Annotated in this window: 27 protein-coding genes; 8 read left to right on the top strand and 19 right to left on the bottom strand. The window is 43.5% G+C overall.

Going from position 1 to position 21,605, the window contains the following annotated elements; all coding sequences use genetic code 11:
• Positions 1 to 6: 6 nt before the first annotated feature.
• The 3 genes from ACZ5NL_RS02750 to ACZ5NL_RS02760 are packed head-to-tail and all read left to right on the top strand — an operon-like array spanning position 7 to position 3,478.
• Positions 7 to 1,062: a galactokinase gene (locus ACZ5NL_RS02750; protein ID WP_464842825.1), complete on the top strand. Its 1,056-nt coding sequence runs from the start codon at positions 7 to 9 to the stop codon at positions 1,060 to 1,062.
• Complete coding sequence (locus ACZ5NL_RS02755) at positions 1,063 to 2,157, top strand: polysaccharide deacetylase family protein (RefSeq protein ID WP_464842826.1); 1,095 nt, start codon at positions 1,063 to 1,065, stop codon at positions 2,155 to 2,157. It begins immediately after the preceding gene.
• Positions 2,144 to 3,478 (top strand): MFS transporter, encoded by a 1,335-nt coding sequence (locus ACZ5NL_RS02760; RefSeq protein ID WP_464842828.1) that lies wholly within the window; start codon positions 2,144 to 2,146, stop codon positions 3,476 to 3,478. The genes ACZ5NL_RS02755 and ACZ5NL_RS02760 overlap by 14 nt, the downstream gene beginning before the upstream one ends.
• 28 nt (positions 3,479 to 3,506) lie before the next feature.
• Here the strand turns inward: ACZ5NL_RS02760 and ACZ5NL_RS02765 are convergent, their stop codons facing one another.
• A complete protein-coding gene (locus ACZ5NL_RS02765; protein WP_464842829.1) occupies positions 3,507 to 4,769 on the bottom strand; it encodes a glycoside hydrolase family 1 protein in 1,263 nt (420 codons plus the stop codon).
• A gap of 54 nt (positions 4,770 to 4,823) precedes the next feature.
• Between ACZ5NL_RS02765 and galT the strand changes: the two genes are divergently transcribed.
• Positions 4,824 to 5,804 (top strand): galactose-1-phosphate uridylyltransferase, encoded by a 981-nt coding sequence (galT, locus tag ACZ5NL_RS02770; RefSeq protein WP_464843288.1) that lies wholly within the window; start codon positions 4,824 to 4,826, stop codon positions 5,802 to 5,804.
• Here the strand turns inward: galT and ACZ5NL_RS02775 are convergent.
• The 6 genes from ACZ5NL_RS02775 to ACZ5NL_RS02800 form a co-directional block, all read right to left on the bottom strand.
• The gene (locus ACZ5NL_RS02775; protein ID WP_464842831.1) at positions 5,801 to 7,066 is read right to left on the bottom strand and encodes a TIGR00375 family protein; all 1,266 of its coding nucleotides are present in this window, start codon (positions 7,064 to 7,066) and stop codon (positions 5,801 to 5,803) included. The two genes, galT and ACZ5NL_RS02775, sit on opposite strands and share 4 nt — an antisense overlap.
• A gap of 27 nt (positions 7,067 to 7,093) precedes the next feature.
• Positions 7,094 to 7,879: a proteasome assembly chaperone family protein gene (locus ACZ5NL_RS02780; protein WP_464842832.1), complete on the bottom strand. Its 786-nt coding sequence runs from the start codon at positions 7,877 to 7,879 to the stop codon at positions 7,094 to 7,096.
• The gene (locus ACZ5NL_RS02785) at positions 7,876 to 8,055 is read right to left on the bottom strand and encodes an RNA-protein complex protein Nop10 (RefSeq protein WP_464842834.1); all 180 of its coding nucleotides are present in this window, start codon (positions 8,053 to 8,055) and stop codon (positions 7,876 to 7,878) included. The genes ACZ5NL_RS02780 and ACZ5NL_RS02785 overlap by 4 nt, the downstream gene beginning before the upstream one ends.
• Positions 8,052 to 8,879: a translation initiation factor IF-2 subunit alpha gene (locus tag ACZ5NL_RS02790; RefSeq protein WP_464842836.1), complete on the bottom strand. Its 828-nt coding sequence runs from the start codon at positions 8,877 to 8,879 to the stop codon at positions 8,052 to 8,054. Before ACZ5NL_RS02790 ends, ACZ5NL_RS02785 begins: the two co-directional genes overlap by 4 nt.
• Before the next feature lie 80 nt (positions 8,880 to 8,959).
• Positions 8,960 to 9,151: a 30S ribosomal protein S27e gene (locus ACZ5NL_RS02795; protein WP_464843289.1), complete on the bottom strand. Its 192-nt coding sequence runs from the start codon at positions 9,149 to 9,151 to the stop codon at positions 8,960 to 8,962.
• 17 nt (positions 9,152 to 9,168) lie between these two features.
• Positions 9,169 to 9,447 carry a 50S ribosomal protein L44e gene (locus tag ACZ5NL_RS02800; RefSeq protein ID WP_004069081.1) on the bottom strand — a complete coding sequence of 93 codons (279 nt, stop codon included), beginning with the start codon at positions 9,445 to 9,447 and terminating at the stop codon, positions 9,169 to 9,171.
• A gap of 166 nt (positions 9,448 to 9,613) precedes the next feature.
• On the opposite strand from ACZ5NL_RS02800, the gene ACZ5NL_RS02805 reads away from it, so the two are divergent.
• Positions 9,614 to 10,180: a hypothetical protein gene (locus ACZ5NL_RS02805; RefSeq protein ID WP_464842837.1), complete on the top strand. Its 567-nt coding sequence runs from the start codon at positions 9,614 to 9,616 to the stop codon at positions 10,178 to 10,180.
• On the opposite strand, the gene ACZ5NL_RS02810 is transcribed toward ACZ5NL_RS02805, so the two are convergent.
• Genes ACZ5NL_RS02810 through ACZ5NL_RS02855 form a run of 10 tightly spaced genes read right to left on the bottom strand, consistent with a single transcriptional unit; the run spans position 10,168 to position 16,357 of the window.
• Entirely contained in the window at positions 10,168 to 10,755 is a 588-nt protein-coding gene (locus ACZ5NL_RS02810) for a LysO family transporter (protein ID WP_464842838.1), read from the bottom strand. The two genes, ACZ5NL_RS02805 and ACZ5NL_RS02810, sit on opposite strands and share 13 nt — an antisense overlap.
• Positions 10,752 to 10,991 carry a LysO family transporter gene (locus tag ACZ5NL_RS02815; RefSeq protein WP_464842840.1) on the bottom strand — a complete coding sequence of 80 codons (240 nt, stop codon included), beginning with the start codon at positions 10,989 to 10,991 and terminating at the stop codon, positions 10,752 to 10,754. The genes ACZ5NL_RS02810 and ACZ5NL_RS02815 overlap by 4 nt, the downstream gene beginning before the upstream one ends.
• 33 nt (positions 10,992 to 11,024) lie before the next feature.
• A complete protein-coding gene (locus ACZ5NL_RS02820) occupies positions 11,025 to 11,861 on the bottom strand; it encodes an aldo/keto reductase (protein WP_464843290.1) in 837 nt (278 codons plus the stop codon).
• Positions 11,851 to 12,210, bottom strand: coding sequence for an iron-sulfur cluster assembly protein (locus ACZ5NL_RS02825; RefSeq protein ID WP_464842841.1), 360 nt, complete (start codon positions 12,208 to 12,210; stop codon positions 11,851 to 11,853). Before ACZ5NL_RS02825 ends, ACZ5NL_RS02820 begins: the two co-directional genes overlap by 11 nt.
• Before the next feature lie 6 nt (positions 12,211 to 12,216).
• Positions 12,217 to 12,537 (bottom strand): hypothetical protein, encoded by a 321-nt coding sequence (locus ACZ5NL_RS02830; protein ID WP_464842842.1) that lies wholly within the window; start codon positions 12,535 to 12,537, stop codon positions 12,217 to 12,219.
• Positions 12,538 to 12,597: 60 nt separating this feature from the next.
• Positions 12,598 to 14,496, bottom strand: coding sequence for a molybdopterin-dependent oxidoreductase (locus tag ACZ5NL_RS02835; RefSeq protein WP_464842843.1), 1,899 nt, complete (start codon positions 14,494 to 14,496; stop codon positions 12,598 to 12,600).
• Between the two features lie 9 nt (positions 14,497 to 14,505).
• Positions 14,506 to 15,066 (bottom strand): DNA replication complex subunit Gins51, encoded by a 561-nt coding sequence (locus ACZ5NL_RS02840; protein WP_464842844.1) that lies wholly within the window; start codon positions 15,064 to 15,066, stop codon positions 14,506 to 14,508.
• Positions 15,067 to 15,096: 30 nt separating this feature from the next.
• A complete protein-coding gene (locus tag ACZ5NL_RS02845; RefSeq protein WP_464842845.1) occupies positions 15,097 to 15,846 on the bottom strand; it encodes a DNA polymerase sliding clamp in 750 nt (249 codons plus the stop codon).
• 2 nt (positions 15,847 to 15,848) lie between these two features.
• The gene (locus tag ACZ5NL_RS02850; RefSeq protein ID WP_464842846.1) at positions 15,849 to 16,019 is read right to left on the bottom strand and encodes a hypothetical protein; all 171 of its coding nucleotides are present in this window, start codon (positions 16,017 to 16,019) and stop codon (positions 15,849 to 15,851) included.
• Positions 16,020 to 16,030: 11 nt separating this feature from the next.
• Positions 16,031 to 16,357 (bottom strand): transcription factor S, encoded by a 327-nt coding sequence (locus ACZ5NL_RS02855; RefSeq protein WP_464842847.1) that lies wholly within the window; start codon positions 16,355 to 16,357, stop codon positions 16,031 to 16,033.
• Positions 16,358 to 16,537: 180 nt separating this feature from the next.
• On the opposite strand from ACZ5NL_RS02855, the gene ACZ5NL_RS02860 reads away from it, so the two are divergent.
• The 3 genes from ACZ5NL_RS02860 to ACZ5NL_RS02870 are packed head-to-tail and all read left to right on the top strand — an operon-like array spanning position 16,538 to position 19,403.
• The gene (locus ACZ5NL_RS02860; protein WP_464842848.1) at positions 16,538 to 16,996 is read left to right on the top strand and encodes a hypothetical protein; all 459 of its coding nucleotides are present in this window, start codon (positions 16,538 to 16,540) and stop codon (positions 16,994 to 16,996) included.
• A gap of 42 nt (positions 16,997 to 17,038) precedes the next feature.
• Entirely contained in the window at positions 17,039 to 18,568 is a 1,530-nt protein-coding gene (locus ACZ5NL_RS02865) for a hypothetical protein (RefSeq protein WP_464842849.1), read from the top strand.
• Between the two features lie 46 nt (positions 18,569 to 18,614).
• The gene (locus ACZ5NL_RS02870) at positions 18,615 to 19,403 is read left to right on the top strand and encodes a 4-phosphopantoate--beta-alanine ligase (RefSeq protein ID WP_464843291.1); all 789 of its coding nucleotides are present in this window, start codon (positions 18,615 to 18,617) and stop codon (positions 19,401 to 19,403) included.
• On the opposite strand, the gene ACZ5NL_RS02875 is transcribed toward ACZ5NL_RS02870, so the two are convergent.
• Positions 19,400 to 20,128 carry a helix-turn-helix domain-containing protein gene (locus ACZ5NL_RS02875; protein WP_464842850.1) on the bottom strand — a complete coding sequence of 243 codons (729 nt, stop codon included), beginning with the start codon at positions 20,126 to 20,128 and terminating at the stop codon, positions 19,400 to 19,402. The genes ACZ5NL_RS02870 and ACZ5NL_RS02875 overlap by 4 nt on opposite strands.
• A 144-nt stretch (positions 20,129 to 20,272) precedes the next feature.
• Positions 20,273 to 21,526: an aminotransferase-like domain-containing protein gene (locus ACZ5NL_RS02880; protein ID WP_464842851.1), complete on the bottom strand. Its 1,254-nt coding sequence runs from the start codon at positions 21,524 to 21,526 to the stop codon at positions 20,273 to 20,275.
• Positions 21,527 to 21,605 lie beyond the last annotated feature (79 nt).

Consider the following 21,605-nt stretch of genomic DNA (forward strand, 5'->3'; position numbering starts at 1 on the left):
TTTAAGATGGTTATGATAAGGGTCGAATCCCCCGGCAGGGCGAACCTCATAGGAGAGCACACCGACTATACCCTGGGCTATGTGATGCCAATGGCAATAAACCTCCACACGATTTTAGAAGGAGAAAAAGCGACAGATGTCACCCTTTATTCAGAACACTTTAAAGAGGAGAAGTCTTTCGACTTAAATCAGCTTTACAAGGAGAACACATGGATAGATTATATAAAAGGGATTTACTGGGTGCTGAAGGAAGAGGGGCACAGTATAGGAGGGATACACGGGAAAATATCGGGCAATCTACCGATTGGAGCCGGACTGAGTTCTTCGGCAAGCCTCGAACTTGCAGTTATAGCATTCTTGAACAGGGCTTACTATCTCAATTTATCCCGGCTCGATATGGCATTGCTTGCCAAAAAGGCTGAAAACGAATTTGTAGGCGTGCCTTGTGGAATCTTAGATCAGTTTGCAATAGCCTTTGGAAAGAGAGAGCATGTGATCTTTCTCGATACGGACACACTAAGCTACGAGTACATACCGTTTCCAGGGGATGTTTCGATAATAGTGTTCTACACAGGAGTCAAAAGGGAACTTGCTTCTTCAGCATACGCGGAAAGGAAGAAGATTGCGGAAGAGTCACTCCGTTTTCTTGGAAAAAGAACCTCAAAAGACGTTGATGAGAGCGAACTTGTTAAACTCCCCTCCCTTTATCGCAGACTTTTTGGATACATCGTCAGAGAAAACCGCCGGGTTCTCGAAGTAAGAGACGCTTTAAAAACTGAAGATATTGCTAAAGTGGGAGAAATCCTGACCAGAGCTCACTGGGACATTGCGAGAAACTACGGAGTAAGTTCAGAGGAGCTGGACTTCTTCGTAAGAAAAGCCAAGGAACTTGGAGCCTATGGGGCAAGATTAACAGGGGCAGGCTTTGGAGGTTCTGCGATAGCACTTGTGGATAGGGAAAAAGCTCAAGTTATTGCAGAAAGAATTCTAAAGGAGTACAGAAGAATTTTTCCATGGAACGCGGAATATTTTGTTGTAGAGCCTTCTGATGGGGTGAGGTAGTTGAAGGCTCTTGTGTTTCATGGCAACCTTCAGTATGCGGAGATACCAAAGGGCGAAATTCAAAAAGTTATTGAGAAAGCCTACATTCCCGTTATTGAAACCTTGATTAAAGAGGGGATTCCCTTCGGTCTCAACATAACAGGCTATACCATGAAAATCCTGCCCAAAGACGTTATCTCTCTTGTAAAGGAAGGAATTGAGAGCGGGCTTATTGAAATCATAGGAACGAGCTATACCCACGCAATTCTCCCTCTTCTCCCACTGGACAGGGTTGAAGCCCAAATTCAACGGGATAGAGAGATCAAAGAGGAACTATTCGAGGTTTCTCCAGAGGGTTTTTGGCTTCCAGAGCTCGCCTACGATCCAATACTCCCAGCTATACTGAAGGACAACGGCTACAGGTATCTTTTTGCCGATGGAGAGGCAATGCTCCTTTCAAATCATTTGAACTCCGCAATAAAGCCGATAAAACCGCTCTACCCACATCTTATCAAGGCGCAACGAGAGAAGCGCTTCAGATACGTTAACTACTTTCTTGGCCTAAGGGAGCTCAGGAAGGCAATAAGACTCGCTTTTGAGGGCAAAGTAACGTTAAAAGCCGTTAAAAACATTGAAGCTGTCCCGGTTTGGGTAGCGGTTAACACAGCGGTTATGCTTGGCATAGGACGCTTCCCCCTCATGAACCCCAAGAAAGCAGCAAACTGGATAAGGGACAAGGACAATATCCTCCTATACGGCACTGATATAGAGTTCATGGGTTACAGAGACCTTGCGGGTTATAAGATGAGTGTTACCGGGCTTTTGCAGGTTATTGGAGAACTTAACTCGAAAATCTGCCTTCCCTCAAAGCTCAAGCATAATGGAAGAGAATTATACCTCCGAACGTCGAGCTGGGCGCCAGACAAGAGTTTGAGGATATGGAAGGAAGATGAAGGAAATGTAAGACTCAACATGCTGTCCTACAATATGAAAGGTGAACTTGCCTTTATGGCAGAGAACAGCGACGCAAGAGGATGGGAGCCCCTTCCTGAGAGAAGATTAGATGCTTTTAGGGCTATTTACACATATTGGAGGGGAGAAAATGAGGGATCTTAGAAGGCGAATTTCAATTGTGCTCCTCGTGTTAATGGCGGCTTTTTTGATGGCCGATCAGAACCTCCTTCCCCCAAACTACCAGCAGATAATGGCCGAGTTTGGTATAAGCGAGACTCAAATGGGCCTTGTTTCGACTATTTTTGTTGCAACGAGCGCATTGATCACAATCCTCTGGGGCCTGCTTTCCGATATAAAAAGCAGAAAGAAGCTTCTTGTGGTAGGAGTTCTCCTTGGAGAAATTCCATGTTTTTTAACCGCCTATGTTACCAGCTACTGGCAGCTCTTGGCAATGCGCTTCCTTACGGGCATAGGCATAGGGTCGATAATCCCTATAGGCTACTCTCTAATAGCGGACATGTTTGAGGAGGAAAAGAGGGGAAGAGGTTACGCCTACATAGAGACTGCCTTTGGTTTTGGGACGCTCTTTGGAATGATAATAGCAGGCTTAATAGCGAGCTGGAGAACTCCGTTTATAATCGCGGCAGTTCCAAACTTCATTCTCGCTCCGCTTTTCTACATTATAGCTGAGGAACCCAAGAGGGGAGAGGGAGAGAAAGAGCTCAGAGAGGTGCTGGAGAAAGGCTATGAATACACCTACCGGCTGAATAAGGAAGCCCTTAAAAAGTCCCTCAAGACCAAGACAAACATCTTAATTTTCCTCCAGGGTATAATAGGAACAGTGCCATGGGGAGTTATAATGTACTGGCTTATCTCTTTCTTCATAGTAACAAGGGGTATGGAGAAGAGCACAGCTACGTTTGTCCTCCTCATAGTCGGCATCTCAAGCATCATAGGAAGCCTAGTAGGCGGATTTGTAGGAGATTACTTTGAGGTAAGACAGAGGGGAGGAAGAGCTGTAATTACCGGTCTGGCAATCTTCATTGGAATGATAGCTGCTATAGGCCTTATCCTTTATCCCCTTCCAAGCAAATTAACTTCAATTCACTGGATAGCCCTAACCCTCTATTCCCTAGCACTTGTCCAGTTCGTTTCTTATGCCGGACCAAACGTCAGGGCTATAGTGTCTCAAGTTAACCTCCCAGAAGACAGAGGAACTGTGTTTGGCCTCTTTAATATCTTGGACAACGTTGGGAAAGCTACTGGACCTTTGTTTGGTGGATTTTTGATAGAGACTCTTAGGAGCATGGGCTACTCAGATGCATTAGCATACGAGTATACACTTCTGATTGGGGCCCTTTTCTGGATACCCTGTGCTTTAGTGTGGCTCTGGATAAGAAAAAGCTACCCAGAGGACAGAGAAAAAATCAAAGAAATTTTGAGAAGAAGGGCTGAAGAACTTCTGACCTCCTACCGACCCTAAAAGACGAGGCCTGAAAAAGTAAAAAAGATTATAGCCTGGAAAGCCCATACCCCGAAAGTAATTCATCTCCAATTTTCTTTTTTCTCGCAATTTCAGCATAGATGTACGCGCTTTTCCTTGGCCTTCTTTCGAACGTTGTGTAATCCACCTCAATTAACCCAAAGCGCGGTCTAAAACCTTCAGCCCACTCAAAATTGTCCATAAAAGACCAGTAGAAGTAGCCCCTCACGTCAAATCCTTCGCTCAGCGCCTTATGCACATACTGAAGATGCTGAATGATAAACTCTATCCTCCACTCATCATCTAGAGTCGCTATTCCGTTTTCTGTAATGTACATTGGCCTTTCATAGCGGGACACCCTCTTTATCGCCTCGTATATGCCCTTTGGATAGACGCTCCAACCCATATCAGTTTTCCTCTCACTCAGGTCGGCAAGTTTGGCATCAAAGAAGAACTTGAGCGGGTTCCAGCTGTGGCTTATCTCGCTGGCAGTGTAGTAGTTTATTCCTATGAAGTCTGCATCACTCTCTGGAGTCTTATATGTGGTGAATGCCCCCTTGTATTTTCCGCTCCATATTGCATCAAGAAAATTCCAGTTAAAGAGATCATCGGCCTTTTGAGCTGCTTTTGCATCCCTTTTACTCTCACTTGCAGGCAGCATTATAGGGATGTTTTTAACTATCCCCACCTCAAATTTCCCATGAAGGATTTCATAGGCTATGGCATGAGCCTTGAGAAGATTTGCAGCAACTCTAAACGCTTTAAATGGGCTTTTAACGAAAGGCGGCCAATAGGCCGTGAAGTAGCCCATCATAACATAAACCATTGGCTCGTTAAAAGTGGCCACAAGTTTAATTCCCTTAAGAAGCTCAGCGGCTTTTTCCACGTATTGCTCCCAGTACTTGAGGTTCTCCTCTCTTGCAAAGCCTCCCTTCTTCATAAACCATAATGGAGATGTGAAATGGTGAAGAGTAACGTTTGGAGTTATGCCTCTCTCAAGGAGGAGTTCAACTATTTTGCGGTATCGGTTGAACGCCTCTTCATTAAATTTTCCCTCTTCAGGGAACAATCTGCTCCACTCTATCGAAAAGCGATAGGCGTTATAGTTGAGATTTGACATAAGGTCAATATCTTCCTTATAAAGCTCCCAGTGGTTGCAGGCTTTACCGGATTTGTGAGGGAGTTTTCCTATTTGCTCATAGTACCACCAATCATTCCACTTGTTATCCCCCTCAATCTGATGAGAAGATGTGGCAGTTCCGAAGAGGAAGGATTCCGGAAAGACAAGCATACTGCCCACCAAATTATTTATTTGGCATGAGTGCTTAAATCTATTGTGATGGTTATGCGTGAACTCCGTTACAACCCCTTAACGGGACAGTGGGTTATGGTTTCCGCTGTGAGAAAAAATCGGCCTTGGAGACCTAGAAACTTCTGTCCTTTTTGTCCCGGTGGTGAAGAGACCGGATATGGGTGGGAAGTCCTCCTCTTGCCAAATAGATTCCCCATGCTATCTTTTGATGCTCCAAAACCTAAAAAAGAAGGATTTTACACAAAAGCTAGAGCCATTGGGCAGTGCAGTGTTATAGTAGAAACCCCCCAGCATGAGCTAAAGGACTTGGACGAATTGCCGAGGGAGCAGATTATCAAAGTTGTTAAGCTATGGAAAGACACAACCGCCAGACTTATGAAAAACCCGAAAATCGCGTATTTGGCAATCTTTAGAAACAAGGGTGAGGAGATTGGGGTCAGCTTAACCCACCCGCATGGGCAACTTTATGCATTGCCCTTCATACCACTTAAGGCAAGGTTAAAAATTAAGAACTCGAAGAAATACTTCCATCGTTCCGGAGAATGTTTATTTTGCAGAATACTCGAAGAAGAGGCTAAAGGAGAGAGGGCCATCTATGAAAACAAAAGCTTCATCGCTTTCATGCCCTTCTTCGCGAGCTGGCCTTTTGAGGTCCACGTATATCCAAAGAGGCACGTTCAGTATTTAACTCAGCTTAACAGCGGAGAGACGAGAGATTTAGCGGATGTGCTTCAGGTTGTTACTGGAAGCCTAAATGAAGTCTTGGATAGAGACATGCCCTACGCAATGATGGTATTCCAGGCACCGTTTAAGGGGAGCTATCCTTTCTACCACCTTCACATCGAATTTTACCCAATCCTAAGGGACAACGGGAAGGCCAAATACACAGCTGGCATTGAACTGGGCACATGGGAGTTTACTTATGACGGCATTCCAGAAGAGAATGCGAGGAAGCTTAAAGAGGCTTGCAGAAGAGTTATTAAGAGAGTAAATGGGGATGGTAAATGCATTTAAGTTTTCTTCAAGAAGCTTAAAATCGAACTCTGTTTCGGCTTATAGTAGAAATTTTCCTGTTTTATCTCTATATCCTCAATTTCTTCAAGCTTTGCTTTCTTTATCTCCTCCGGGAGCTTAATTTCACCATATTTTCCCCCTCCTCCGGGGATTACGATAAGCTTTTCATTCCTGAACGCCCATATTGCTTTGGCTATCTCCTCTCCAATCAGCTCGGCTATGCTTTTTATCGGAACATCAACTAAGACGGCAATTTCACTACCGAACTCTCTCAAAAGGCGTTCCCATACACTCTTGACGGCTTTGGTTTCAACACCTTTGTTGAGAACCATGGCAATTATCTCTGCAAGGGGAGCAAGATGGAGATAAGGAGGTCTGTCCTTCGGCCTTTCATTTGTATCGGCAAGTTCAAGAATTCTATCATGCACTCCTTTCTTTATAACTCCTCCACACACTTCACATCTCCAGTTTAGCCTTTTCGCATCTTCAAGCCTGTATTTGGTATAGCATTTTGAGCAGGCCGTTAGGTGATACTTACCCAGCCTCGGATCAAGCCCAGCATTGAGGATTATCCTCCTCCCTCCACGCTTTAAGATAGCTTTTCTGGCCTCCTCGAAAGTTGCTTCTTCCACTTCAAAGCGGTTGAACTCTCTCCCAAGACGATGGGGCATCGGTGAGTGCGCATCGGAGTTGCTTAGATAGGTGAGCTTGTGATGGGCTTTTATCCTATCAGCCATGTATGAATCGGCAGAGAGTCCGAGCTCAAGGAATTGAACCTTAAAGTCCCTATAAGCCTCTTTAAGGCTGTTGTATTCTTTATAAAGGGCTGTCCATGGGGTAAAGGCGTGTGCGGGGCCCACTAAAACGTCCAAATCATTGGCCAACTCCGCTATTTCGGCAGCACTTAAATTTACATGCGGTCTTCCTTCATTTTCAATGTCTCTGGAAGATGGTTTGAGCCTCTCCCTCATCTCTCTTACCGCATCAATGGAGGGAAAAATCAGGAGGTGGTGAACTCTCCTGTTATCTTCAACTTCGGCCGTAAGGAGAAACCTCACACCTTTTATCTCATAACTCCCATCATCAACTTTTTGAGCAGCTTTTAAAAGCTCTTTCTCCCAGTGGGGGTTTAAAATATCCCCGGTACCAACGATTCCAAGTCCTTTAAGCTTCGCATTGTCTGCCAGAATTGGAAACGTCATCAATTTTGAAACGGCCTTGGAATAACGGGAGTGAATGTGTAAATCCCCATCCACTATCATAAAAGCACCTCAAAAGAAAAAGAGAAATCAAAGGTAGCCTCTATCCTCTTCCTCGTGACTGGGCTGTGGAATCTGCTGTTCAAACATGGCCCTCTGCATTTCCTGGACCTTTCTAAGAATCTCCTCAGTTTCTTTCGCTCTCTCATCAAGAGCGCTCATGTCTATTTCTAAATTGAGAACCTGCGCAACGACGCTTAGAACTGCTTTAGCAGCTTTTGCATCCACTATATAGCCAAGGCTTTCTCCAAGGAAGCATGCTCCTCTCATTCCCCTGAGCTTTCCTATGCCCAAGAGCAAACCCGCTGCTCCAACTATTGCTCCCCCTTCATCTTCCCTGAATACAACGGGCAGGTGTTTGTATTTTTCCTTTGTTTCTAAATCGGTGAAAGAAGCTAAAACCCTTGGCTCTCCTTCAAGCTCCGGAACTTGATAACCGCCCATGGTTATTATCTCCCTCGTCCCAAACTGCTCCACAAAGTCAAGCATCTTTCCAACAACTTCGAAGTGGCCGTAGCTATCGGTTGGAGGTACTTGAGTGTCTCCGGTAATTATTATTAGGTCTCTGTGCTCCTCATCGGGACTCTTCCAGTAGTAAAACTCGTTTCTCATCAAATCCACTGTCGAATCTTTTTTCACTATAACTTGATGCATGAAGTGAGGAGAGTAAAGCTCAGCGAATTTCTTTGCCTTAAGTTCTTGAATTAAATGCTCTGCAGCCAGCTTACCAACTAAACCAATTCCCGGCAGACCTTCAATAAAAACTGGGTCATATATCTCGGGTTTTTCATAAACAACTATCATTGTTTCCTTCATTTTTTCACCCCAATACCAAGTAGTTCCCTCTTAAGTCTTCTCCTATACTCCCCGTATGGATCCTCCGGGGAAAACTTAGGAGGGTGAGCTGATTTTGTTTTTTCCCCACAAACCGGACAAACATCTCTTAGGGTATATCTACCACATTTCGGACATTTTTTAATTCTGAACCTCATGCCTCTCTCCTCTTTATCTTCCTTATCTTCTTTTCCTTCCTTATGAGAGAGGCCTCTCCGCCGGCTTGTTTTATAACCTGAAGTATTTCCGAAGCTATCTTTTCTAAGACTTCTTCGGCCTTATAGTAGTCGGGAGCTGTGATGTCTATCCTGTACCTTGGCGCACCGAGGTAGCTGAACTTCACTTCTATCCCCTGCTCTTCATTCGCTCTGTCTCTGGCTCTTATAAGGGCTTCCTTTATGATTTCAATGCCGTTAGGAGTCGGGACGCTTATTTCAAACTCCGCATCTATTGTGACGGTTGGAATTTCAACATAGTTCTTTATTATCTCCTCAAGAACCGGTAACCATTCATCTGGAATAAGATCTTTAAGAACTTCAATACCATTCTGGGCGGCATCTTCAAAGGCCGCATAGACCTCCCCATATTCCTCCTCAAGCGGCACCCAAACCTCCCTCCAGGCTGTTTCGAAGTCCTTACCGAGTCTTTCAGCTGCCATCTTTAAGAGGTTCTCTGCTTTTTGGGCTCTCTTGAACTCCTGAAGCTTTGCTTTCCTTTCCTGTTGTTTGACTCTTTTAAGGCTTAGATCTATATGCCCCTTACTTGGATCAACGCGTATAACCTTTGCCACAATCTTCTGACCTTCTTTGAGGTAGTCCCTAATGTTTCTCACAAAAGTTGGAGCAACTTCGCTTATATGCATAAAACCTTCCTTTCCGGGATACTCGTCAAGTGTCAAGAACGCACCGTAATGGTGGATGCTCTTAACGGTGGCTACAACAAACTCTCCTTCCTCCGGAAATTCTCTAGCTCTCCTCGGCATTTTCACCATCTCCCAAAAATTTTACCTAATAAAGGTAGTTGTATGAGGTTTTTTAAGGTTTTGGAGAAAAATAAGAGAGATCATTCAAGAACTTCGAGAATCTTTGCCTTTATGATCCCCTTTCCACCAGCTGGTTCGACGAGAGTTGAACCGCAAACCAAACAGCGCACCTTTGTAGCTGGGTGGCTGAAAACAATTTGCTCATTTCCACAGTCAATGCACTTAACTTTGAGGAATCTTGACCTTGGCATTGGAATGAGATTCTTGGGCATTGCCATCTTTTCTCACCTCACACAAGTTCGAACTTCTTTACTCTAAACCCTTCGCCTCTTGTGTGTGCCTTTCCGCACTCTGTGCATCTAAACCTGAGGTCAAGCTTCTTCACTGGCTTTTCCCTTCCACTTGGGTTTGGCCTTGGGAAACCCTTGTAACCCTTTAGGATTCTCCTGAATCTTCTCTGACCTGCGCTAAGCTCACTTCTAGGCCTTTTCTTCACTCTTTCTACCTTGTGAACTGTGTGCTTCTTACAAAACGGACAGTATGTCCTTATTTGCTTTGGATACTTCATCTTTTCACCTCCCTAACACGCCCGGTAGGCTCCTTCTCGGACACCCCCGAGCATGAACCCATGACAGTTCGAGAACCCCTAACATAGAACCCTTTAAAACGTTTTTGGAGAAACTCAGAAAAATTTTTAAATACAAAATGTTACTAAAAATCGGAGGTGAGGAGCAATGACACTGGAAGAGCTCCTTCATGAGATTAGAGGGCTGGAGGAAAAAGAGCTCGAGAGCTACAAAAAACTTCTTAAAAAGCTCAAAGACCCTGAATATGCAGACCTACGGAACTTTCTTCTAAAGCTGACCATAGATGAGGTACTTCACAGGCACATCTCCGAAGCTCTGGAAAAAGCTTATCAGGAAGTTGAGGAGCTTGTGAGGGAGTACACGCCTGAAGAAGAAGGGGAGCTAGGAACAGCTGTCCTCTTCCCAGGGATACCAACGATAATTCTTCCAAGGGAGGTGAACGCTATTGGCACAAGGATTCCAGCAGATGAACTTTTAGAGGAGTATTTCGGAGAATTCCCAGGTGAACCCATAATACCAGCGGAACTCATGGAAGAGGTTAGGGAGAAGCTAAGGGGATACATAAAGAACAAGGAAGCGCTCATAATGAATTATGAAAAACTTTCAGAGAAAGCCAAACATCCAGTGCTAAAGGGAATCGCGAAGGACATCAAAAACAACGAAGAACAGCACAAAAAGATGCTTGAGAAGCTCCTAGAACACTATAAAAGCTGAAGGATTAGGGGGATCAAGAAGGGGGCTAGGGCAGTTAAAATAAATCCATGCACAAATGCCAGAAGGGTTATTTCCGTTCCTGCAAATTTTGCCATCAAAGGGAGAGTTGTGTCCATAGTCGTTGCACCTCCCATGACTATCGCCTTCTCTTTTGAAATCTTTTTTATTGCCAGGGGGTAGAAAATTATCGTCAGGATTTCCCTTGTTAAGTTTGCCAAAAATCCAATTACTCCATATATTGGGGAATAAGTTGCCAAAAGAGGGCCCGTCAGAGAATACCATCCAAAACCAGCGGAAATCGCTAAGCCCCACTTAATAGGAACCTTCAGGAGAAAGGAAGCAAATACACCACCTATCAACGAACCCACAACAGTTGATGCAGGAAGCAGAAGAGCCATTTTACCAAGTCTTTTAAGCTCTTCTCTTAATCCCCTGCTTTTCCCAATGTCGATGCCTATAATGAATATGAGGAGGTATAGCATGAGCTCATAGAGATTGCCAAAATCCAAGGTTGTGTACCTCCCAATGAACATGCCAAGTAGGAGAGATGAGACCACCAAATAAAGAAAGCTCACTCTCTCACCCCCAGCAGCGCTATGAGAAGGCTTCCCAATATTGTAAAAGAGGCAAACACTAGAGAAGAAACAAGAAGCTTGAGAGCATCTATCTCTACCCTGCCAGCTTCAACACCCATAAAAAAGATCAAAAACAGCAAAGCAATACTCATCGGCTTGTCCATGCTAAACTTTATTCTACCTCTAAGCAGATAACCAACAAAGACGCCCAGTACAAGGGGAATGAAGATGTTCATGTCTTAACTTAAGGTACATAAATATTAATAAAACTACCGGACGCATTCGAGGGCTTTTTCGTAATCTTCTTTGCTCAGTCTCCACCCCATTGCACCGAAGTTTTCCCTAATGTGCTCTTTGTTTGTAGCTTTTGGAATGGCAACAACGTTCTCCTTCCATATGAGCCAGTTTAATGCAACTTGAGCAGCAGTTTTGTTGTACGTTTTCCCTATTTCCGCCAAACAGCTGTTTCTAGCTAGGGTTCCCTTCTCCAATGGTGTGTACGCCATCAGCGTGATGCCCTCTCTCTTCATGTACTCCAGCAAGCCGCTTTCTTCTGGTCTTCGGTCTTTTAGAGAGTATTTTACTTGATTTACCACAATCTCGTATTTCCTCATGACCTCTTGACTCTTCCTGAGGAGTTCAAGGTCGAAGTTGCTAACTCCGATGTATCTAATGAGGCCCTCATCAACGAGTTCTTCAAGGGCATGAAGGGTTTCTTTTATTTTTCTAAAGTCTTCAGTAGGCCAGTGAAGCAAATAGAGGTCTATATAAGTGCCTAGTCTCTTTGCACTTGCCCTTGCTGCTCTTTTGGCACTCTCGTATCCAAAATGGGTCGGCCAGATTTTGCTCACTATGAAAATGTCTTCCCTCTCAAACCCCTCGATGGCCTTTCCAACGAGCTCCTCACTGTGACCGGCGGCATAAAATTCCGCTGTGTCTATGAGGTTCATTCCAAGCTCGAGCCCATATCTAAGAGCCTCTATGTGTTCTTTATCCCTTGAGTAGTCTGGACTCTCCCAGCCACCTACTCCCCATGTTCCCATCCCAACGGCTGTAACCTTGTCATCTCCAATCCTTTTTAGATCATTAAATGCCTTAACTCTCATCCTTATCCCTCCATTCCTCAAGTAAAAGCCCAATTTCATTATACACCTTAACGCTCCTAAAACCTTTTCCCCTCAATACTTCAATGACGTCTTTAATAATCCTCTTCTGCACGTTCATGGCAATTGCCTGACAAAAATGGCACTCTGGGGTGGTTCTAGCTAACAAAAGCCATATCATAACCTTTTTATTCTCCACAGTCAAACCGTATACCAGGCCTTCGTCCACTATATTAAGCTCTGTTTCGGGGTCTCTAACTTTCTTAAGCTCCTCTACAACCTCTTTAACTTCGGGAGGAAGCTCCTTTAGCTTCCCCCTCGGTTTTTCTTTAAGGAAATCCAGAAATCCCATTTTTTCTCACTTCTTCTCAAATTTTGCAAGGAGGTTGTTTTTCATGTCGTATATATAAACCTTTGAAAACCTCACAAGAGCAAAACGCTCCATGATGTCTCCTATTATCTTTGAATGCGCTATAGCAGCGCCTCCGATCATGTTGTAATATGCATTGCTCTCCACAGCAAGCCATATCTTGAGGGTGTCATCACTAACGTCAAGCCCCGCCAGAAGACCTGCATCCAGTATATTCATTGTACTTATAGGATCAATAACAGTGCTTAACTCCTCGAGAACTTCTTTATACTCCGGAGGATACTCCCTGTCATTTCTATAAACTTTCATTTTTTCCTCACCATTTGAAGATTTGAGAGAATGCATAAAAACATTTTTGGACAAATTTGGTTATATCTTCTTTACCTCTACCCAGGTCGAATGAAAAACGGAAGAGTTTCCGTATTCCTCTAAAGTCCTATCGCTTGTAAGGAAGTTTACATTCCATCCAAGGAGTCTAACCCAGAATGCCTTATAAAGGATCACAACCCCTTCAGGAATGTCTGCACTCACCTTTGCTTTTGTCCTGATTTTTCCGTATTCATTGAAAACCTCCACTTCATCGTTTTCCTTAATTCCTCTTGCCTCAGCATCTTTGGGGCTGATGTACAAGTAGGGATCAATTATGTTGTAGGTGTTGTGATACTGGCTCGTGATCGTTAGCTTCCACGTTGGACTCAAAAGCTGGAGTCCCTCCCCTTTCAGCGGTCTATACTCGGGGAAAGGTGAGAGACCTCTTTCAAGTGCTCTCTGAGAATAAAACTCTATCCTACCACTTGGAGTACTATACACTCTTTTTCTTGCCCCAACCTTCACAAAGCCTTTCTTTTTAAGCTCATCTAAGCTTAAACCATTCATCTCTAAAACTTTTCTGACAACTTCTTCATCACTTTCGTAGAGATGGGGACTTTTTATACCCATGGCTTTAGCAAGCATTCTCGTTACTTCACTGTTGCTCTTTCCGCAGATTCTCGTCACGGGCTTGTTTAAAGCAACATAGCGGTGGTAGTAGGAATCGGCAATGTCGAATCGTTCAAAGAAAGTATTCGCAGGTAAAACCACATGAGAATAAAGAGCTGTGTCAGTTAGGAAAATGTCATGAGTCACGACAAACACATCGCTTTCCTTTATAGCTTTTCTCAATCTGTTCTGATTTGGAAGTGAAGCCAAAGGATTGGCATTGTATATGTAGAGAAACTTAATCTCACCATTTTCGATGTATTCGGCGAGCTTCATTTGGAGTATTCTTTTGACTGGTTTTGTTCTTAGAAAAGCTCCCTCTGCATAGCTTTTATCAATTGTTTTCATATCGTAAATAAAGCCAAACCTATGCCCCACAAGGGCAGGCAGGAGAGAAACAGCCCTCACAGCCTCTCCACCATTGAGGGAACGCTGAAAACCATACCCAATATGTATAACCCCCTTCTTCTCAGAATACTCGAAGGCAAACTCTTCTATTCTTTCCTTTTCAATTCCCGTTTCTTCACTTACAAAGTCCAAGTCTACTTTCCTGAGATATTCTACAAACTCATCAAATCCATGAACATTTTCCCGGATAAATTCCTTATCATAAAGTTCATTTTCCACAATCACCTTCGCAATCCCCAGGGCAAACAGAGCATCCGTGTTAGGCCTTATCTGGAAGAACTTTTCACTCCTTTTTGCAGTCTCTGTTCTAACCACGTCAACAACCCATTTTTCAAGGTTGTATTTTTTTGCAAGCATGAATCCATGGAGATTTGTCCAAAGTGCGTTTATCCCCCAGTACACAATGAGCTTTTGATCCTTGAGGTCCTCCGGATCCATTCCTACCGCGGTTCCATAAACGTCTTTCAAGGCTTCTTGACCAGCCCTGTCACAGATTCCATAATCGAGCATTGCAGTATTTAGATAATGGAAAAGCCTTAACGGAAAGGCATAATTAACAACCCCTCTATCACCGGCGTAGTTATAAACAAGTACACTCTCGCTTCCGTAGGTATCTATTGTTTCTTTCAATTTGTCCGCAACAGCTTTGATAGCTTCGCCCCATTCTGCCTCTCTGAATTTCTCTTCCAACCTCTCTCTCATCAATGGTTTTTTTAATCGTTCATTGCTGTGAAACCACTTTGGCAAGAGAGCACCCTTTGGGCACAAAAAGCCCCTTGTTATTGGATGATCTGGATTTCCCCTGACAAAGAGCTTCCCATCTTTGAGTTCACTTATAATTGCACAGGTGTCGTAGCAATCTCTCATACAAACGCTGAACATTGGGGACACCTAATGGGAAATGCTCACCCTTCTAGCCGCTTCTCTCCGAACCAAGACATGTCCAAGGGTTCTTGGAAGAGTAACCAGATCGCCCGCCTTGAAGGGTCCATACTCCCTCAAGCGTTCGTCTATGACTTTAGGGATATCTTCAAGAATAAGGTAAGCCTCCCAAATCTGTTTTCCAGTCTCTGGAATTTTTTCCTCGACTTCCTCTTCAACTATTTCAAGCTCTTCCATGGGAATATGCTCCCTGTTTACAAACGCTAGAAGTAGGGAGAAGATTTTCCTTTCTTCACCGACAAGGTTGTGTGGCCTTCCTTCAAAGACCATATCCACTATCTTATGAAGCCTTGTGCGAAGTATCTCCTTGATGAGCTTTTCTGCGACGTTCATCTCTGCAAGATATAACCTTTCCTCAATTTCTTCTCCCCTCTCCTTGGAAGATTCTGCCCTAAGCTTCAAGGCCTTTACAAGGCTGTCAAACTCTTTATAGAACTCTTCATCTAAGGAAATCAATTCGTTTGAAGATAACTCCATCTCCAGAAGTTCCCTGAGCTTTGCAAGGTCCAATTTAACCACCTAAAAAATAGTATGAGGAGGTCACTCCTCAACTCTCGGAGCAAGCAGGAATGTTAACCTTCCTTCGTCTCTAATTGGATAATCCATCTGAAGGGGCATTTCATTTCCAAATCTGAGAACAACTTCGTCAGCTTTTCCGATTCCCTTCACCATATCTGCGAGGTAGCTAACACCATAGGCGCTCCTTGTCTCTTCTTCAACTTCAAGGTCAAGCAAGCCCTCATCTTCAAGCGTGAGCTTGATCTCAACTTCCTGGGTCTCTCCTTCCGCCCTCATAATGAATTCATTCTCTTTGGCAATGAACTTTATGGAGTCACTAACGAGAGAAGCGTCTTTAACTGCCTCTTTCAAAACTTCACCTAGGACAACTGCTTTTACAGTGAACGGAAGCTCTGGCAATTCAAGCTCAAGCTCCTCAACTTCAATGAGAGGCAGTCTGAAGGTTCTCTTTGCGGTTCCCTCGAGAGTTACCTCTAGGAAGTTTTCTTCTCCTTTCTTGAGGACAAGGATGTCTTTGCTTTTTCCTCTCTTGAGGATTTTTTTGAAGTGATCCATGTTAACGCCGATGGTTTCTTCTCCTTCGACATCATATTTGCTGAAGATCCCTGCGGGAAGGTTGAGGTCAATCAAAACAACCCTGCTTGGATCCATGGCTCTCATCGATATTCCTTCCTCTGTGACTTTGAAGGCCGCCTCATCGATCAAATTACTTGCTGTGTCAATCAAGCTTGCAAAATCCTTTGCCCCATCAAAAACTATCTCGAACGGCATCTTTATCCCTCCATATCGTTGAGAATTTTAGCCATCAACCTTATTCTTTCTTTACCTCTCAATAAATAAGTTTTTCCATTGTTCACATCAGGTATCCTTCTATATGCTTCGTCTAACTCCTTTAAAGCTTTTTCTGCAAGGCGTTTAAGTACTTCCATTTCAAGTTTCTCCATGATTTTCACCGCTATTCATAGCTTCTCCACGTGTAGCCACACTTTGTACAGCGGTAGAAGATCGTTGAAGGCTCGTCTCCAGCTCTTGTCTGCATTTCCCACCAGTAAGCTTCATCATTACCGCATTTTGGACAAGTTATCTTTACTTTTGGAAGTGTAGCTATGTCCTGCTCAATAACGGGGATGTCTTCTCTTTCGTGCTTGACCTTTTGGGTTATTCTGTATTTGTTTGCCGTCTCAGGATCAAGAGGTTCCTCATATCCACATTTCCTGCACACAAAGACTCCCTTCTTTTTATCTGGCAGCATTATGCTCCCACATTTTGGACAGAATTTCATGCTCTCACCCCCAATCTAAGACAAGATTGCCGAGATTGAAATAAAAAGTTTTGCTATGTTGAGAGCACAAAGGGAAGAGTTTTTAAGATCACGCTAAAACTCAAAAATAAGAACAACCGATGATGAGTGTCATCCCAGCCGAGAGGTGACGACGTTTTATCCCCACCTGAGGTGTAAAAAATGCTCAAATTTTTCAAGAAAAAGAGGAAATATGGTGCTTTGATATATGTGAGCGAGCCTACGATTATTTATCATACCCAAACTGAAAGGGCACTGCTGAAGGTTATTGAGGAGAGGCTTAATTCGAACAACTTTATCCTCCCTTCAGATTATGGGCTAAAGCCCACACACCACATGATAAAAGACGCCCAGATATTTGTTGCCATTGGAATAGTTGGCAAATTCACATCTCTCGTTAGCAGAGAAATAAAAATCGCCCAAGAACTTAAGAAGAAGATTTACACAATAAATGTAGCGCGGAAAGGTAATGAGATTTATTATGATTTCTTTGAAGGTATTCCCGATGATATGGAGTGGTTAAGTGAGGAAGAAACTCAAAAGCTCTACGAAGATTTCAGAGGCGAAGAATTCTCAGGTTTTATGAAAGTCTTCTTGGGAGACAGAAGAAGACAGTGGTAAACCTTATTTAGGAGGAATCAAAGATACCTTCTGGTGAATATTATGAAAAAACTAGTAGTGTTCATAGTATTGTTTTTGTTGCCCTTTGCATATGCCCAGGAGCTAGAATATCTCACATGGGGCGGTAACGAGGTCGACAGCGGAGTAGCTTATCTCCCAGGAGAAGGATATTCCCTTTTAGTAGGATCTACTAAAAGCTTCGAAGATGTGAGAGGAGGTTTTATTGTTAAAGTCGATGACAAAGGAGGTCTGGAATTCCAAAAGCTTATCTACTCCTCTAAACCAATTCTCATCAGGGATGCAATCCTTTACAGAGACAAGGCATATTTGGTGGGACAGATAGGCGCCATAAACTTTCAGGATGCTGATGCATTTATAGGAGTATTCAGCACAAATGGAAAGCTTATCTACTTCAAAACCTTTGGCAGGAGTTTTAATGATGGTGCTGAGGCAATAGACATAGCAAATGATAAAATCTACGTAGTAGGCTATACAAGCCCGACAGGGAGCATTCAAAGAGCATTTCTAGCGGAATTGTCGCTTGATGGACACATAAATTGGGTAGTTGAATTCGGAAATGGAAATGCCAAAGCGACTGCAGTGAAAGCTACTCAATCCCTCATCTACGTCGCTGGAACTTATGATAAGGGTATTTTTGTGTGCGCCTTTGATCTAGTTGGAAGATTAAGGTGGGCCAAGGCGTACCCATTGAAGGACGTGGGAGCAATTGAAGTCAAAGACTACGTGTATGTGGCCGGAAGCACAAAGGACGACATAGGATTCGGGAATGCCTTCATACTAAAAATCTCCCAAAAAGGAGATACCATCTGGAAAAAGCACTTTGGAATAGGGTATGGAGATAAGTTCGTTTCTATAATGTTCAACAACTCCCAAATAATCCTCTTGGGTTACAGCGGCAATTTTACCTCTGGCAACCGCGATGGCCTTATTTCAAAATTTAATGAATCGGGGGAATTGCAATGGTTTGGAATAATCCAAGGGGGGAAGGAGGATATAGTTGCTAAAGGAATTCTAAAAGATGATGTCATATACGCAGCTGGCTACACCGAGGATTTCTCTAAAAAGTTTATTATACCCAATGTTTCAGAAGTTACATGGGAAACCCTATATGGATCTTTAGACATACCAGAAGAAGAATATTCGCCCGAACCCAAGAAAATAACATTGGAATCCTCCGACTACAAAGTTCTCATAAAACCAGTCAGCGGGACATTGAACTCTCCAAAAAACGGAGATGCATGGTTTTTTAAATTCGGAAAAGAGGAAAGCAAGGTTGAAACTACTACCACAACTTCTGTAGAAACAACATCTCCAATATCTACAACAAGCACAACACAAACCACAACAACTCAGAGTTCGTCACCATCACAAACCACCCCTTCATCAACAACCACTAAAAAAGAAACATCTTCTTCTGAGATTCCGTCTTCAACAGCCACTTCCTCAACAACTAGCTCTTCGACCACGAGTAAAGAAAGCAAAGGGATCTGTGGCCCTTCAACAATTGTGCTCTTCACACTGGTTTCACTCCTCTGGAGATTGAAGAGATAAGAAAAGGCTTTTATTTTCTTCCCTTTATATCCCCTTGGTGATAAAAATGGCAAAATTTTTCGTGCCGAAATCTCATCCAAGATACTGGAGCCTATATTACAGGCATAAACTGGAGGAGGCCCTCGAAAAGGGCATTTTAGCTACAGCGGGACTAATAGCTCATGGAAGGGGAGAAGCTTTTGATTACCTTCTCGGAGAAACCACCATCGAACCGGCAGAAAAAGCTATGAAAGCTGCGATTGCAAAACTCCTCTTATCTGAGTATCCAGTACTTTCAGTAAATGGAAACGTGGCAGCATTGGTTCCAAAAGAAACAATAAAGCTTGCAAAAGCTCTCAATGCTAAACTCGAGATAAACCTCTTCTATCGCACAGAAGAAAGAGTCAAAGCTATAGCGGAGGAGCTCAAAAGACACGATCCGGAAGTGGAGCTTCTTGGCATAAATCCAACCAAAAGAATCCCAAATCTGGAAAGTGAAAGGGGCAAAGTTGATGAGAATGGTATATGGAAGGCTGATGTCGTTGTAGTCCCCCTAGAAGATGGAGACAGAACAGAGGCACTTGTAAAAATGGGCAAATTCGTTATAACAGTTGACCTGAATCCTCTCTCACGGAGTGCGAGAATGGCAGACATAACCATAGTTGACAACATAGTAAGGGCGTATCCAAAAATGATTGAACTGGCCAAAGAAATGAAAAAACTCCCTAGAAAAGAACTTGAAAAAATAGTGGCAGAGTATGACAATGGAAAGATACTCAGCGACGTCTTGACTTATATGAAGTCTAGACTAGAGAAATTAGCCAAGGAAGGTGTTTGGAGGAGAGAAAATCTTTAAATTTTTTCAGCCTTTTCTACCAACGCCCTGAGATTCACAATTAGTTCGTTTTCATCTTTTGCTTTGGAGATAACTAAGGGGACTCTTTCCCTCTCCGCTATTTTCACAGCAAGTTCATCGAGTCTTTTAACCCCATGAAGAACAACCACCGCTGGCTTCAGCCCCTGGACTCTTATGGCGATCATTGGGCTCCTTCCGGTGGTTACTTTGGTGAACACCAAAGCTCTCTCCGTAGTCCACCCGTAGAGCTTTAAAAATTCGTCGCTGCTCATTTCTAAAATGGCCTGTATGCTGTCTATAACTGTGTATCCATAGATTTTTCTTCCAAGAAGATCTTCATTTGCGGCAATTTCTCCTTTTACCGCAGTAACTATATCGGCAACTGTAACGGGGAAGGCGAACTCCCTTATATCAAGAATGGCATTTGTGGGGAGGTCACTACCTATAGTCCTGCTAAAAGCCCTTATAACATTTCCTCCTCGTTTTTCATCTATTTCGAGAAGAGCTTCAACGAATTTCCTAATCGTTGAAGCCCCGGGACTTTTTCTTCTACCACCCTCATAATCGCTGATCACCGAAGAAGATACACCAAGAAACTCAGCGAGCTCGGTTTGGCTTATACCAAATATTTCCCTCCATTTTCTCATGGTCTTTCCGGGGTCGGAAGATAGGGTTATTTCCCCAGCAATTCTTTTTGCCAGAGCTTCCTTTTCTTTCTCCAACATAATTGATTCCTCACATTAAGTTGTTATAAGTTTTTCGGCAATTGCCTATAGAAAGGGGGTAATAACCCGCCCGAGTTCATCGACTCCGCCTTCGGCGGTGCTCCCCGGGCAGAGGTAATTGGAACTTTTCATTAATAACCTTTGCTATTTCTTCATTTCCTCCTTTATTGTCTCGGCAAGCCTTTTTATACCTTCTCTAATCTTCTCCTCTGGAACATAGGTGAAGTTAAGCCTCATTGTGTTCTTAACATCCCTGTGGGCAAAGAAAGCCTCTCCCGGAACATACGCGACGCCTTTTGCAACGGCCTTCTCAAGCATAAGTTTTGTATCAATCCCCTCGGGAAGAGTTGCCCAAACGAACATTCCACCCTCTGGCTTTGTCCACCTAACGCCCTCTGGCATGAACTCTTCCAAGGCTTTTAGCATTGCATCTCTCCTTGGTTTGTAGAATTCAATTATCTTCGGTATGTGCTTATCTAAATATCCTCCCTCTACATACTTCCACGCTATAACCTGGCTGAAGGTGTTTGTACAAAGATCAACGCTCTGCTTGGCTATCTCAAGTTTTCTTATGAAATGAGGCTCTGCAGCTATCCATCCAATTCTAAATCCTGGGGCAAGTATCTTGGAGAACGTTCCGAGGTATATAACCCTACCCTCTTCATCCCATGCCTTAATGGGCTTTACTGGCTCACCAGAGTAGCGGAGCTCCCCATAGGGGTTGTCTTCAACTATTATAAAGTCATATTGACTTGCAAGCTCAAGGAGCCTTTTTCTTCTCTTTTCATTCATTGTTACGCCCGCTGGGTTTTGGAAAGTTGGAATTGTGTAGACTATCTTCACTTTCTTCCCTTCTTTTTCCAGCTCCTGTAACTTCTCTTCAAGGAGGTCAACGTTCATTCCCTCATCATCAAGAGGTATCTGAACAAATTCAGGATCGTAGTACTTGAAAGCCTGAAGGGCGGCAAGATAAGTTGGAGCCTCAACTACAATGATATCTCCAGGATTTATGAAAACTCTCCCAATTAAGTCAAGAGCCTGCTGTGAGCCACTTGTGGTCATAATATCTACTTTAGAGATAGGAATGTCATATCTCTTCCTCATCCACTCAGCAATGGCAAGTCTTAAAGGGGTAAAACCTTTCGTGGTTCCATATTGAAGCGCCTGAGCAGCGTGCTTTTCAAGAACCTCCTTAGTGATTTCCCCAATTATCTCCACTGGGAAGGTTTCAGGCGCTGGAAGACCGCCAGCAAGTGAGATCACATCCGAAGTCTCAACGAGCTTTAAAAGCTCCCTAATCTCTGAAGCCTTCATCCCAAGAGCCTTTTCCGAGAAGTATTTTTCATAATCCAAAGTTGGTGCCTCCAATTTCTCCTTAAGCCTTTTCTCAAGCTCCATCTTAATCTTCCTCCGTACAATTTATTTAATGTACTAAAGTGAACACGTATCCTATTTTATGCATTGATAGTTTTGTGGC

Source organism: Thermococcus aegaeus, from assembly GCF_055393685.1.